14 protein-coding genes and 2 pseudogenes are annotated in these 14,111 nt (G+C 52.1%); 5 read left to right on the forward strand and 11 right to left on the reverse strand.

Annotated features, from left to right (window positions below; translation table 11 throughout):
• Positions 1-22: 22 nt before the first annotated feature.
• From QZ280_RS13040 to QZ280_RS13050, 3 genes are all read right to left on the reverse strand, one after another.
• Positions 23-406: an NADH:ubiquinone oxidoreductase subunit NDUFA12 gene (locus tag QZ280_RS13040; protein ID WP_293444875.1), complete on the reverse strand. Its 384-nt coding sequence runs from the start codon at positions 404-406 to the stop codon at positions 23-25.
• Positions 407-524: 118 nt separating this feature from the next.
• The gene (gene clpX, locus QZ280_RS13045; protein ID WP_293444876.1) at positions 525-1,790 is read right to left on the reverse strand and encodes an ATP-dependent Clp protease ATP-binding subunit ClpX; all 1,266 of its coding nucleotides are present in this window, start codon (positions 1,788-1,790) and stop codon (positions 525-527) included.
• A 143-nt stretch (positions 1,791-1,933) separates the two neighbouring features.
• The gene (locus tag QZ280_RS13050; RefSeq protein ID WP_293444877.1) at positions 1,934-2,566 is read right to left on the reverse strand and encodes an ATP-dependent Clp protease proteolytic subunit; all 633 of its coding nucleotides are present in this window, start codon (positions 2,564-2,566) and stop codon (positions 1,934-1,936) included.
• Between the two features lie 232 nt (positions 2,567-2,798).
• On the opposite strand from QZ280_RS13050, the gene QZ280_RS13055 reads away from it, so the two are divergent.
• Both QZ280_RS13055 and QZ280_RS16455 read left to right on the forward strand, forming a co-directional pair.
• On the forward strand, positions 2,799-3,188 hold the full coding sequence (locus QZ280_RS13055; RefSeq protein WP_293444878.1) for a lamin tail domain-containing protein: 390 nt from the start codon (positions 2,799-2,801) through the stop codon (positions 3,186-3,188).
• Between the two features lie 192 nt (positions 3,189-3,380).
• A pseudogene (locus QZ280_RS16455) lies at positions 3,381-3,992 on the forward strand (Hint domain-containing protein).
• Positions 3,993-4,002: 10 nt separating this feature from the next.
• Here the strand turns inward: QZ280_RS16455 and QZ280_RS13060 are convergent.
• Complete coding sequence (locus QZ280_RS13060) at positions 4,003-4,596, reverse strand: riboflavin synthase (protein ID WP_293444880.1); 594 nt, start codon at positions 4,594-4,596, stop codon at positions 4,003-4,005.
• A gap of 230 nt (positions 4,597-4,826) precedes the next feature.
• Between QZ280_RS13060 and QZ280_RS13065 the strand changes: the two are divergent.
• The 3 genes and pseudogenes from QZ280_RS13065 to QZ280_RS13075 all read left to right on the forward strand — a co-directional run.
• Positions 4,827-5,915: pseudogene (locus tag QZ280_RS13065) on the forward strand (capsule biosynthesis protein CapA); the annotation flags it as partial.
• 291 nt (positions 5,916-6,206) lie between these two features.
• Positions 6,207-6,572 (forward strand): hypothetical protein, encoded by a 366-nt coding sequence (locus QZ280_RS13070; RefSeq protein ID WP_293444882.1) that lies wholly within the window; start codon positions 6,207-6,209, stop codon positions 6,570-6,572.
• 12 nt (positions 6,573-6,584) lie between these two features.
• Positions 6,585-7,103 carry a hypothetical protein gene (locus QZ280_RS13075; RefSeq protein ID WP_293444884.1) on the forward strand — a complete coding sequence of 173 codons (519 nt, stop codon included), beginning with the start codon at positions 6,585-6,587 and terminating at the stop codon, positions 7,101-7,103.
• Here QZ280_RS13075 and ribD read toward each other — a convergent pair.
• From ribD to QZ280_RS13110, 7 genes are all read right to left on the reverse strand, one after another.
• Positions 7,100-8,194: a bifunctional diaminohydroxyphosphoribosylaminopyrimidine deaminase/5-amino-6-(5-phosphoribosylamino)uracil reductase RibD gene (gene ribD / locus QZ280_RS13080; RefSeq protein ID WP_293444886.1), complete on the reverse strand. Its 1,095-nt coding sequence runs from the start codon at positions 8,192-8,194 to the stop codon at positions 7,100-7,102. The genes QZ280_RS13075 and ribD overlap by 4 nt on opposite strands.
• On the reverse strand, positions 8,191-8,658 hold the full coding sequence (gene nrdR, locus QZ280_RS13085; protein WP_040778035.1) for a transcriptional regulator NrdR: 468 nt from the start codon (positions 8,656-8,658) through the stop codon (positions 8,191-8,193). Before nrdR ends, ribD begins: the two co-directional genes overlap by 4 nt.
• A 330-nt stretch (positions 8,659-8,988) precedes the next feature.
• Complete coding sequence (locus QZ280_RS13090; protein WP_293444889.1) at positions 8,989-9,285, reverse strand: hypothetical protein; 297 nt, start codon at positions 9,283-9,285, stop codon at positions 8,989-8,991.
• 77 nt (positions 9,286-9,362) lie between these two features.
• On the reverse strand, positions 9,363-9,635 hold the full coding sequence (locus tag QZ280_RS13095) for an HlyU family transcriptional regulator (RefSeq protein WP_293444891.1): 273 nt from the start codon (positions 9,633-9,635) through the stop codon (positions 9,363-9,365).
• A 9-nt stretch (positions 9,636-9,644) separates the two neighbouring features.
• Complete coding sequence (gene rpoD / locus QZ280_RS13100; RefSeq protein ID WP_293444893.1) at positions 9,645-11,624, reverse strand: RNA polymerase sigma factor RpoD; 1,980 nt, start codon at positions 11,622-11,624, stop codon at positions 9,645-9,647.
• A gap of 162 nt (positions 11,625-11,786) precedes the next feature.
• Positions 11,787-13,751 (reverse strand): DNA primase, encoded by a 1,965-nt coding sequence (gene dnaG, locus QZ280_RS13105; protein ID WP_293444895.1) that lies wholly within the window; start codon positions 13,749-13,751, stop codon positions 11,787-11,789.
• Positions 13,752-13,787: 36 nt separating this feature from the next.
• A complete protein-coding gene (locus QZ280_RS13110) occupies positions 13,788-14,102 on the reverse strand; it encodes a hypothetical protein (RefSeq protein WP_293444897.1) in 315 nt (104 codons plus the stop codon).
• Positions 14,103-14,111: the final 9 nt, after the last annotated feature.

Genomic DNA, 14,111 nt, shown 5'->3' on the forward strand with positions numbered 1-14,111 from the left:
CCCGTTCCTCAGCTTAGTGGAGTTATTTAGGCACCCATGCTTCGTAATCGCTGCGATTTGCTGGTTCGGCTTTGCGAATTGAACCTGCCGGCGCATAGGCGGCAAGAGTACCTGTCAGGTTCTCCTGATGCGGCTTTTGCCACGACTTATGCTGCAAAGGTTTGTCTGTTGGTGGCTCGTCCCAGGTGTGATGCAACCAACCGTGCCAATCAGGACTGATTTTGCTTGCTTCAATCTCACCGTTGAAAATCACCCAACGCTTTGATTTATCAAAATTTTCATAAAAGATGTTGCCGAGCTCATCCTCACCCACACGCACGCCTTTGCGCCATGTGAACAGTTGGGTGTTCAACGTCTGACCATTCCACCACGTGAGAACACGCAAAATACTGCTACCAAAGCCCATGGATCACTCCGCTCATGTTTCCTCAGATATGCCCGATCCTTACGCAAACGTCTAGACACGTTACAACTCATAAAGGCAGGCATTTTGCCAGCCTTTTCTATATTTCATTGAGCAATCGTTAACTCGCTGACGCCGGCTCTTTTTCTGGCTCGCCGTGAATCATCAAGGGCTGTGCGTCCGATGTGACGGCTTCATCATTCACCACAACTTCGGTCACTGTGTCCATGCCCGGTAGCTCGAACATCGTATCAAGGAGGATTTCCTCCAAGATCGAGCGCAGACCACGTGCGCCCGTCTTGCGTTCAATCGCACGTTTCGCAACTGCACTTAACGCGTCTTCGGTAAATGTTAGCTGTGTGCTTTCCAGCTCGAACAGGCGTTGGTATTGTTTAACCAAGGCATTCTTAGGCTGCGTCAGGATCGTGACAAGCGCATCTTCGTCCAGATCTTCAAGTGTCGCAAGAACTGGTAGCCGGCCAACAAATTCAGGGATTAGACCAAAGCGCAGAAGGTCTTCCGGTTCCAGATCTGTAAAAATTTCGCCAATTCCGCGATTATCATTGTCGCGCACATCCGCGCCAAAGCCCATTGCAGAGCCTTTACCGCGCGCTGCTATAATTTTGTCGAGACCCGCGAAAGCACCGCCACAAATGAACAGAATGTTCGTTGTATCCACTTGCAGAAATTCCTGCTGCGGATGTTTGCGCCCACCTTGCGGAGGAACGGAAGCAACGGTGCCTTCCATAAGCTTCAGCAATGCCTGCTGAACTCCCTCACCCGAGACATCGCGCGTGATCGACGGGTTCTCAGATTTGCGCGTGATCTTGTCGACCTCGTCGATGTAAACGATACCGCGTTGTGCTTTTTCAACGTTATACTCGGACGCTTGCAACAGTTTGAGGATAATGTTTTCAACATCTTCACCGACATAACCCGCTTCGGTCAACGTCGTAGCGTCCGCCATGGTGAAAGGCACATCCAAGATACGCGCTAATGTCTGCGCAAGCAGGGTTTTACCACAACCCGTTGGCCCCATTAGAAGAATGTTGGACTTCGCCAGCTCAATCTCACTATTTTTCTGAGCGTGGTTCAAACGCTTGTAATGATTGTGCACCGCGACAGAAAGGACACGTTTCGCGGTTGCCTGCCCGATCACATAGTCATCAAGCACTTGGCAGATATCTTTCGGCGTAGGCACCCCCTCAGAGCTTTTCAAACTGGCGGTTTTCGTCTCTTCGCGGATGATGTCCATGCACAATTCAACACATTCATCACAAATGAACACTGTCGGGCCAGCAATCAATTTACGCACTTCATGCTGACTTTTGCCGCAGAAGCTACAGTAGAGCGTATTTTTGCTATCGCCGCTGGAGTTGCTCGCCATAGATCACCTTTCGGGCAACTTGCCCTTAAAACTCTTAAATGCGACATCAGGTGTCGCACCGCCTTAACATAGCTTATGGGAGCCAGCCCAAAGCCACAATCGCAAAAATCAGCGCGCTCACATGAAGTGAACGCGCCTATTCTTTAGCTCTCTTCATCAACCGTTTTAGGGCGGGTCTCGAGAATTTCATCTATCAAGCCGAACTCTCTCGCCTCTTCAGGCGACATGAAGTTGTCACGCTCAAGCGCAGCTTCAACTTTCTTCAAGGTTTGGCCAGTGTGCTGGACGTAAATCTCGTTCAAACGCGTCTTCAGTTTTTGTGTCTCTTGCGCGTGGATCATGATGTCTGTCGCTTGACCCTGATAGCCTCCAGAAGGCTGGTGTACCATCACACGGGAATTAGGAAGAGAAAAACGCATGTCCTTTTCACCCGCCGTCAAAAGCAATGAACCCATAGACGCCGCTTGCCCGATTACCAGCGTGGACACCTTTGGGCGGATGTATTGCATCGTATCGTAGATCGACAGACCAGAGGTCACAACGCCGCCTGGGCTGTTGATATACATGGATATTTCTTTGGACGGATTTTCCGCCTCAAGGTGCAAAAGCTGCGCTACAATCAGACTCGACATGCCATCATGCACAGGACCATTTAGGAAGATAATACGCTCCTTCAACAGACGCGAGAAAATGTCGTATGCGCGCTCACCACGGCTGGTTTGTTCAACCACCATGGGAACCAATGTGTTCATGTATGTATCAATTGGATCGTTCATATCTCGCCTGCCTACTGCTGCTCATGAGTGCTTACCACACGAAGCACTAACAGAGTCTTAGTGCTGGCATAGGGGGCCTGCAAGGGGGAGGTGCAAACTGCGTTTCATCGAACGGTAATCTGCGAGGTTTTTTGTCGCAAAGAGTAAACACTTTGTTTCCTTACAAAACCTTAACAACACACACATACATTAGATCAAGCTCTTGGATTTTAATCCGTGCGAGGCAATTATTATGCCCGATACATTACTTGGAAGCATTGTCATCAACAAGATTCTCGTTGACCCAAATGGGGCGCCCAACTTTGACATGGATGGCAGTGGGACAGCCAACAGCGCCGATGAATACATCGAACTCTACAACACCTCAGGTGCTGCGATAAACATAGGCGGTTTACAGCTTTGGGACGCAGGTGTCGGCCTTTGGTTCACCTTCCCTGTTGGCACTATGTTTGCTCCGGATGCACGTGCGATGATTATGTCAGGCGTGCAAACGGGCGGCGCATTGCCAACGGGTGATCCGGGCGATTTGTTCTTTGACGCTGGGCGTGGCTCCTCACTGGGCGACAATGGTGGTGACAACGTTAAGCTTCTAGATCCCGCAGGTGCGGGCAATTTTATCTAAGCTACGTTCAATGGCGTTGCTTTGGATGATCCAACGCTGGGCGGCGGTGGCTATTCCGGCTTTCCTGCGGGTGCGACGCGCAGCGGCGCTGGCTAAAATTTCGGCAATGATACCAATGGTGAATCGCTGCAACGCACAGGCGACGGCACGACCACCTTCTTCAGCGCCAGCCCGACTCCCTGTAGCACCAACATTTGCTTTGCAAATGGCACGCGGCTTTTAACCCCGTCCGGCCAGCGCAAAGTCGAAGACCTCTCTGTTAGCGATTTGGTTCTAACTTCTGGTGGCACGCCAGAGCCAATCTGTTGGGTTTTCGCAAAAACGTGGCAAACGCGCGATACTGAGATCCTTCACAATTTGCGTCCAGCTTGCATCTCTCAAGTTGCCCTTGGGCCAAACCTGCCAGCACGTGATTTACGGATCTCGCAACAACATCGCATCTTGGTTCAAGGGGCAATTGCTAAACGTATGTTTGGTGTTAAGGAAATGCTTGTGCCTTCAATAACATTTCTACCATTACCAGGAATTTACGTTGAAAAGTAAAAGATTACTATTTCGTACTTTCACATTATGCTCGATCAACACGAAATTCTGATAGCTGAAGGGATTAAAAGCGAAAGCCTCTATCTTGGACCGCAAGCACTCTCATCAATTCCAAGCTTGGCGCTCAAAGATACGCCCGCAGTATTGGGGCTCAAGCGGTCACAGTTAAAGCACTGTGAAATAGAAGCTGCGCGTACTATCGCCCCGATAAAGCAAGCCCGCCGTCTTGTTCAAAGACACCGACGCAACGACAAGTTTTGATCGCACAGCATTAAGCCCAGTCTTGCAAGCGCGCGACGTAGCGTGCGAGCGTGTCGATTTCGAGGTTCACAGCATCACCCACCTGTGCGTCACCCCATGTCGTCGCCGTCTTGGTGTGCGGAATAAAGTTGATCCCGAAATCCGTGCCATTCACTTCGTTAACCGTCAAAGATGTGCCGTTCAACGCGACAGATCCTTTAGGCGCGACAAATTTCGCAAGTGCCTCAGGCGCGCGCAAGGTTACGCGCGTGCTATCCCCTTCATCATATATCTCAATAATTTCAGCAACACCATCCACATGACCCGACACAATATGCCCGCCAAGCTCATCCCCGACCTTAAGCGCCCGCTCTAAGTTCAGACGACGACCCGCAGACCATTTGTTCGCGCCGATATTGGTCAAATTCACGGTCTCTGCGCTGATTTGCACATCAAACCAATCTGCGCCCAGCTCAATCACCGTCAAACAGACACCATCGCATGCGATCGAGGCCCCGACATCAATGCCCGACGTCACATATGACGTGCCGATCCGTGCAAGCAAATCGCCCTGCATCTCAGTTTTGCGCACGTCTCCAATATCTGTGATGATCCCTGTGAACATTGGTACTGGCTCCAAGTTATGCCGCAAACTAAATGGGGAAAACAAAGCAAATCTTTGCCTTAATTTCTCCAAAGAGGCGGTCTATGATTGTTTACAAATAACGAGTAAACTGTATGCTATGAGCACCGCAACGGCGAAAAGTCCTGTTTTTTCTATTTCAAGGACCACACGGTCCTTTCTTTCAGCGCTTGGGGCGTATGCTTCATCGTGCAGGGGCTGGTGTGTGACGTCTGGGCTTTAATGCTAGCGGTCACGGATTCTGGTTTCAACCCTCCACCAACATCCCGTTTCGCGGTGCTTTGCAGGATTGGGACAACACATTTGATACGCTTATCGCCCCAAAAGTCGTCACTGACTCCGTGCTCTATGGCGACACGCGCCCTGTGCATGCCCAAGCTGTTGCGCGTGCCAATGCACTTGGGCTGCGCGTTCATGTCTTTGAAGAAGGCCACATGCGGCCTTTCTGGGTGGCCTATGAACGCGACGGATCTAATGGCAATTCGCGCCTGATGAACACTACCGTGTCTGAGATGCAAACTGCACTCAAACGCTCTGACATGGAAGCGCCGATGCCGCAAAGCCATTGGGGCGGTATGCGCCAGCATGTTTTTTGTGGCGCGCTCTATCATTGGTTCGTGATGTTTCGACACGGCCAATAACGCCACTTCCGGACCCACCGCGATATTCCAATGATCAAAGAATTCGGGCTCTATGTAAAGCGTCTCCCGTTGATGCCAATTCAAGTTATTGAATGCCGCATTGCCACTTGGCGCATCAGTAATGATGGTTTTCCCTTCCATCTCGCACTTTTGCAGCTCGAGCATGACAGTTCTTTTCAGATGCATTCCCACTTCGACACCATGACCAACTTCCTAGAACTGGTGATCCGCGATTTTGCCAAAGGTGCCCCACAGCACCACCATTTGGTTTTCAAAGCACATCCACTGGAAGATGGTCGCGTGCCCATGCGTAAATCCTTGAAGGAAATGGTCGCGCGATTTGGCGTTTCGGACCGTGTGCACTACGTGCGCGGTGCCAAACTTGCGCGTTTACTCAATGATTCACGCACCGCCGTCAGAATGAACTCAACCTCAGGGCAACAGGTTCTATGGCGCGGCATCCCGCTTAAAACCTTTGGCAGCGCAGTCTATTCCAAGCCTGAATTCGTCTCCGATCAGCCCCTCGTCCAGTTTTTCAAGGCCGATGAGCGCCCTAATGAACGAGCGTACAAAGATTATCGCCGCTAACTTTTGGAGACCAGCCAAGTCCCTGGCGGCTTTTATTCTGCGCGCTATCGGCGTCAATTGCCGCGCCATGTGCCACGCCGTCAACATCAACTAAGCCGCGCGCAATTATTCGCGGCCGCGATGATCCTCTATCCTAAATAGTATGACCTATATTGCGATTGCCTCTGCGATTTAGAAACCGCTATTGATAGGTTAGACGCGCAAACACGCGCGCAGCGCGAAGACCACAAAGGCTGGGTAGCAAGCGGCATACGCCTGTGGAAACGCACGCCTTTTCAGCGTGCATTTGGTCAAACACAACCTGTCATATTCGAAGACAATCAAAGCCACGTCGAAGCCGCAATCAGTGCAGATCGCCGCCATATGGTCTGGGCCGGCGCGAAGGATGTCCTCGTTGGTAATTACACGACTTATGTGGAAGACGGATTTTTACGTTCCGAAGGCCTCAGCGCAGAAGTGGTCGCGCCGCTGTCCTTGATTTTGGATAATCTTGGCGTCGACTACGATCCTACCCGCCCGAGCCGCCTCGAAGAGTTCCTGCGCATGCGCAAGATCCTGCGTCCTCATCAAAAACAGCGCGCGGAGCGGATGATTGCGGCGCTGATCAAAGCGCGTTTAAGTAAATATAATGTTGGCTCACCCAAGCTGGTCGATCTGCCGAAAGGCCATCGCATTCTAGTGCCAGGCCAAGTCGAAGACGACGCTTCGATCCTAACCGGAACCAAATAGATCAACACAAACATGGCCTTGCTCAGCGCTGGGCGCGCCGTAAACCGTGACGCTGTGATCCTTTACAAAGCCCAGCCAGATGTCGAAGCGGGTTTGCGCAAAGGTTTGGTTGCGAACGAGAATACAGCGCATCTTTGTGACGCAGTTTTACATAAATGCGATCCCATTGCCGCCATCGACGCGTCGGATGAGGTCTGGACCATGACCTCCCTCCTTGGGTTTGAAGCCTTGTTGCGCGGTAAAACCGTCACCTGTCTTGGCGCACCCTTTTATGCGGGATGGGGCCTCACGAGGGACCTTGGTCCTGTTCCGGCATGGCGCAGTACAGAGATTACACTCGAAAGTTTGGTGCACGCTGCCTTCATCGACAATCCGCGCTATTTCGATTCAATAACGCAGCAACCCTGCCCCGCAGAAGTCGTTCTGGAACGTCTTGCATCGGGTAAAGTGACAAAGCCCAAACTGCTCAATCGAATCTTGTCGAAGCTTCAGGGCCTATTAGCGTCGAAGGCCCACTTTTGGCTTAGCTAGGCGCGCTGCCAGATATGTTCAATATCCGCACCAAGTTGACGATGCGAAGCTAGGCGAAACCGTGCAGCATCCGCCAAAACATCATGCCCCATGCGAGCAAGACCTGCCAAACCATCGCCGCCAATCGCGACACCCGCAGAATGGATGACCAAGCTATCCACCAAATCCGCGCGCAAAAGCGAGGCAGCCAAATGACCCCCCCCTTCACAAAACACTCGCGTTAATCCTTTTTGGCCAAGGGCTTGCAACATCTGATGCGGTTCAAGACCTGACGCGTCCATCTCGCAAGCGATCAACTCCGCGCCAAGATCGATCCACGCTGCGCGATCCCCATCTTTGACGTCAGATCCATGGCAAAGCCACACAGGAACATCCCGCGCGGTTTTAGCAAGCGAGCTCTCGAGATCGATCTTCAAGCTTTGGGCTGCAACAACGCGCACAGGCTGATGACCTATGCCTAAGCCTCGCACGGTCAGCGATGGATCATCACCGCGCGCAGTCCCCGCGCCAATCAGCACTGCATCATGCGTTGCACGCATAGCATGGACAGCACGTCGCGCCTCTGAGCCGGTGATCCATTGGCTGTCACCTGTGCGCGTGGCAATTCGCCCATCCAGGCTCAGCGCCAGCTTCAAGGTCACAGACGGGCGACCAACTTCTGTTTTCAAGAAAAACCCAGCGTTACTCTCAGCCGCGTCTTTCGCACAAATTCCATTCTCAACAACAACACCAGCCTCGCGCAGTTGTGCGAAGCCACGGCCAGACACACGCGGATCACTATCTTCGATTGCGGCAACTACTCGCGCTATCCCTGCTTCAATAAGGGCTTCACTACAAGGCGGCGTTTGCCCATGATGCGCGCAAGGCTCCAGCGTGACGTAAGCCGTCGCCCCATTCGCGCGCTTGCCCGCTTGCAACAAGGCGACGGTTTCTGCATGAGGACGTCCGCCCACCTGCGTCCAACCACGACCCACGATGCGACCAGCGTTCACGAGCACACAGCCCACCGCAGGATTAGGCCATGTACGACCAAGGCCCCGCCGCGCAAGCGATAAAGCCATTTTCATATAAGCTTGATCGCTTAAGATCACTCTTCGGGCGTCACGTCTGGACGCAACTCAGAAACGAATTTATCAAAGTCATCAGCGGCTTGGAAGTTTTTGTAAACACTCGCAAAGCGAACATAGGCGACAGTGTCGATCCGTGCCAAAGCTTCCATGACGATCTCACCAATCTGCTTAGAATTGATGTCTGTCTCACCCATGCTCTCCAATCGGCGCACAATACCCGAGATCATTTGATCCATCCGCTCAGGTTCAACAGGTCGTTTCTGAAGCGCGATCCGAATAGAGCGTTCCAGCTTGTCACGATCAAAATCTTCGCGACGGCCATTGGACTTGATAACCACCAAATCACGTAGCTGAACGCGCTCATATGTTGTAAATCGTCCACCACACGCTGGGCAAAAACGCCGCCGACGAATGGACACATGATCCTCGGCAGGACGTGAATCCTTCACCTGAGTATCTATATTTCCGCAAAATGGGCAGCGCATGGCCGTCCCCCTTATATACTGTCTCTGCCTCTGGCTGTGGATTTGCCCCACTTATCCACAGGAAGTATACGCCCTCCGCTAGAGTTTGGGTAGAGTGTAATTAGGGACGCTGTATCTAGTGTGGCGCGTAAGACTCAAAAATGCGGCAACATAGGCGCTGGCTTAGCAGCCCTCGCCCCATCGGTTTGTCTAAGCGCAATATTTCTGGCCAGACATTTCCTTCGCATCAAACAGTGGGTAAAAATACGCCTCTGTCACGCTATCCGCGTCACAAATCAATTCGGCAATTTTGATGTCTTTCTCAGTTACAATCAAACTTCTGTCGCTTTTCTAATCGTCAAAGTTACGTTCGATCGCAAAAGACAAGATGTAGGAATAGATATCATTATACGGGGTTACATCTTCCCAAATCACACGTGCGACACCGTTCCATGGCGTCATCGAAATGCCCCTCGCCTGGCGTGCAAGCAACATATCAGGTATGCGATCAGTCGCTCCAAAACGGTAAAGCACAATGTCATCTTGCAAACATAAATCGACCGTTTTTTCACCATCGCTAAAGGTGCAGTGAAACAACGGCTGACTTGCGCCAAAACAGCTGGCCTGCGCAGTTGCATCAAGGCTCATAGCGAGGAAATAACGCCACAAAACAGCCCCATCAAACCCGCTCCTTGCAAATACTTAGTAACTCTGGCCAACACCGATCAGAAGAGACGTTCGCCTACTTGATCAATCATCTGCTTGGCTTTGCCAATAGACGCTTCATTGCATTGATCGAGGTTAGCAATCGTATCTGCACGGATCAGGCGATGGGTCTTTAACTCCCCATCCACCTCTTTTTCGATCACAGCACAAAGGCGATAGCCTTGGCTTTCTTTCATGGGTTCTGCCGTGATGCGGAAGTCCAGATACTCCACTGAATTATCTACAGGGCTCGCGCTTTTCTTGGACCCAAACAAACGTGAAAGTAACGACATCCCTCGCCCTTACTGATCTAGGAAGCTACGTAGCTTACGCGAACGACTTGGATGCTTGAGCTTACGCAGGGCTTTCGCTTCAATCTGGCGAATACGTTCGCGCGTCACGCTGAACTGCTGACCCACCTCTTCAAGCGTGTGATCGGTATTCATACCGATGCCAAAACGCATCCGCAAAACACGCTCTTCACGCGGCGTGAGCGAGGACAGAACTCGCGTTGTCGTCTCTTTGAGGTTTTCCTGAATGGCGCTGTCCAAAGGCAAAACCGCATTCTTATCCTCAATGAAATCACCAAGCTGGCTGTCTTCCTCGTCGCCAATCGGCGTCTCCAAAGAAATCGGCTCTTTCGCGATTTTCATTACCTTGCGTACTTTTTCCAGAGGCATTTGCAGCTTGGCAGCCAGTTCCTCTGGTGTCGGCTCACGACCGATCTCGTGGAGCATTTGACGACCTGTACGCACCAGTTTGTTGATCGTCTCGATCATATGCACTGGAATACGAATTGTGCGGGCTTGGTCAGCAATGGAGCGGGTGATTGCCTGACGGATCCACCACGTCGCATAGGTGCTGAATTTATAGCCGCGACGGTATTCAAACTTATCGACGGCTTTCATAAGGCCGATATTACCTTCTTGAATTAAATCAAGGAATTGCAGGCCACGGTTTGTGTATTTCTTGGCAATGGAAATCACCAAGCGAAGGTTGGCTTCAACCATTTCTTTCTTGGCCTGACGCGCTTCTTTTTCGCCTTTCTGAACCTGCTGCACGATGCGACGGAATTCGGAAATATCGAGCCCAACATATTGACCGACTTGCGCCATATCAACACGCAATTCTTCAACTTTGTCGGTTGAGCGTTCGATGAACATCTGCCAGCCACGCCCCGCCTTGCCAGCCATTTCTTCCAGCCAGTTCGGGTCAAGCTCACGACCTCGATATGCCTCAACAAATTCACGACGATTGATGCGCGCTTGGTCTGCGAGCTTCACGATGGAGCTGTCGATGCTCATAACGCGGCGGTTAATACCATAAAGCTGATCAATCAACGCTTCGATGCGGTTGTTGTGTAAGTGCATCTCGTTAACCAAAACAACAATCTCAGAACGCAGTTTTTGATAGTTCGCCTCTTGCTTGTCAGAGAAACTATCATCTTCGTTCAAAGTCGCTGAAATCCGACTGTCTTGCATTTGCGAAAGCTGCTCGTAGAGGCCAGCAATAATTCCCAAAGACTCTAAAGCCTGCGGCTTGAGCGCAGCTTCCATCGTGGCAAGCGACATATTCGCCTGATCATCTTCATCATCGTCGTCATCATTGTTGATCGGATTGCCATCCGCATCAATTTCAGCCGTCCCTTCGGCCTTTGGCGCTGACGCCGAATTGGCCGCAGCAGGCACAACAGGCGTGGTTTCCTCTTCGCCCATCTGATCGCCAAAGGTAGCTTCAAGGTCGATGACATCACGCAACAAAATATCCTCAGAAAGAAGTTCGTCGCGCCAAATTGTAATCGCTTGGAAGGTCAGCGGGCTTTCGCACAGCCCTGCAATCATCGTATTGCGACCCGCCTCAATGCGCTTGGCAATCGCTATCTCGCCTTCGCGCGAGAGCAGCTCGACAGAGCCCATCTCACGCAAATACATACGCACAGGGTCGTCAGTACGATCCAATTTTTCTGACGAAGCCGTGGAAACAGCGACTTCTTTGTTGATCCCTGCCGCAACAAGATCGGTAGTGCCCTTATCTTCTTCTTCGACGTCTTCGTCTTCTTCGGTTACCTGAATACCCATTTCAGAGAGCATCGACATGACGTCCTCGATCTGATCGGAGCTGACCTGATCCGGCGGCAAAACCGCGTTCAACTGGTCGTAAGTAATGAACCCTCGCTCGCGCGCGTCGGCGATCATTTTCTTGACGGCGGTTTGGCTCATATCGAGCGTATGCGCAGAGTCCTGATCGTCGGATTTGCGGTCGTCATTGTCTTTGGCGGCCATGCAGATGCTCCTGTGCAGGGCGCTAGACCCCTGAATTGGCTATGGTTCGAACTAGTTGCACAACATAGAACTGATTCGCACCTTCCGAATCATAGCGCGTGAAAGTGATTCGAAAACCCGTTTACCCTGATTTCTTTACCTATTCCTCACCAAAATGCCAATTCATGGCTCTTTGGTAACGTTCAACTTCCCGAGCAAAGCATCAAAAGCACTTTTCTCGTCACGACTGATTCGCGCACCATTCGGGGCAGTGTCATATTCAGCCTTGTCTTCATGTTCACTTCGCATCGCGAGATTTCGCGCTTGCGCTGCTTGCCCTAACCGCCAGGTCACACTTTCATCGGCGAGCCCCACGAGGTCTTCTGCCGCTTCAGCAACTTCTGCGCTTAGCCCCTGCTCCGCTTCAAGTTTGGCCAGTTCTTCAGAGATTGCCATCATCGCCATCTCTATATCACCAGGCCGGCGAACGCAGGGTGTAATCGCCACATGGCCCGCGCCGAGCAGATTTTCAAGGTTATTGATGCCGCGTGCGTCAACTATTTTTTCGCGCAACACTTCTGGACCATGACTGGCATGGGCAAGGATCAGATCGAGAAAGGCGCGGTGCTCTTGCGTGCTCACGTGCAACTCTTCCAACTGGCCTTCGAATTCGGCAACAACATACGGTGTGCAGATCAAACTCGCGATGATCACCGCTTCACGCATTTGGCGCTGGGTATCTTCGCCCGCACCGGCCAGAAGCGAGGCTTTGGTACTGGCGGTCGCCGGCGCAGGTGGAGGATTACGCCAATCGCCGCGTTTGCCCTTTGTCCACGGCTTTTTCGAACTGCCTGCGCCAGATCCAGCACGAAACAATTGCCAGCGCATATCCTTGATCGCCTGGCCATAATGCGAACGGATAGACGGATCGCGAATTAGCATCAGCTTTTCACGCAGCGTCTTATCAAGCGCAGCTTTGCGTTCGGGACTGTCGAAATTCTTGCCCTCGATCTCTTTGTCCCAGAGCAATTGCACCATGGGCATCGCACCGTCGATCACGCGTCGCACTGCCTCTGCGCCTTCTGCGCGGATCAAATCGTCGGGATCTTTGCCCTCTGGCATCAGCGCAAATCGCAAGCTTTTGCCCGCTTCTAATAAAGGCAGTGCCAGATCAATCAAACGCTGCGCTGCACGCAGACCCGCCTTATCGCCATCAAGCGCAATGATCGGTTCATCCGAGATACGCCACAGCAGATGCAACTGGTTGTCCGTGATCGCCGTGCCAAGCGGCGCGACGCACGCGCCAAAGCCACCCTCTGCAAGCGCAATCACATCCATATAGCCCTCGGCCACGATTAGCGGCGCGCCTTTGCCAGCCGCCTCGCGGGCGGGACCGTGGTTGTATAGGCTGCGCCCCTTATCAAACAAAAGCGTTTCCGGCGAATTCAGATACTTCGCATTGTCATTGGGATCCATCGCACGACCCCCAAACGCCGTACAGCGCCCGCGCGCATCGCGAATGGGAAAGATGATGCGATTGCGGAACGTATCATAGGGCTTGCCGCCTTTGTTTGACGGCTTTCCAAGCCCCGCCGCGAGGATTTTCTCAGACGAAATACCCTTACCGCTCAGATGATCCCACAGCCCTTGCCATGCGTCTGGCGCAAAGCCGATCTCAAACAGCTCTTGCGTCGCTTCTTTCAAGCCGCGTCGATCGAGATACTCACGCGCCTCAGAAGCGTTGCCAGTGCGTAATTGCAGACGGAAAAACTGCACCGCTTGCTCCATTACATCGGCAAGCTCTGTGCGCTCATCTGCTTTTTGCTGTGCATACGGATCTTGCTTTGGAACCTCTAATCCGGCTTCGCCCGCGAGGATTTCGATGGCCTCCATAAAGCCTACGTTTTCGGTCTCACGCACAAAGGAAATCGCGTCGCCTTTGGCCTGACATCCAAAGCAGTAATAGAATCCCTTTAGGTCATCCACATGAAACGACGCAGATTTTTCTTGGTGAAACGGGCATGGTGCCCACATATCGCCTTTGCCCTGATTGGACTTGCGCGAATCCCACATCACTTTACGACCTACAACCTGCGAAAGGCTGAGGCGCGTGCGCAGTTCATCAAGGAATCCGGGGGGCAGGCTCATGCGCGCAGTATCTGTCGCAGCGCTGGCAGAGTCCAGTTAGCCATTAAAACCTTTGCATTGCTCCGAAAACGACGCTTCGACATCGCCTTGCAGGTTTTCCTTATCAAGACCATACACAAAGCTGCTGAGGTAGGGGATCATCTGCAAGTGGTTCAACTGGTCGTCGTCATATTGCCCGGCAACGATTAGCTGCGCTTCCTTTTCGTCGCTGCCACCTATCCGCAAATCCGCCATTTGCTGGCTGTCAGACGCTAGCTCTTCGCAGAACCTGTCCTTCTTGGATTTCGCGGCAGCAGGCATGGCTACAAACACACAAAGCGTGAGACAGCTTACAAAATGCGACGTCTTCATAAACTTATA

It is taken from the genome of Planktotalea sp., assembly GCF_018607995.1.
In the GTDB taxonomy this organism is placed as follows: domain Bacteria; phylum Pseudomonadota; class Alphaproteobacteria; order Rhodobacterales; family Rhodobacteraceae; genus Planktotalea.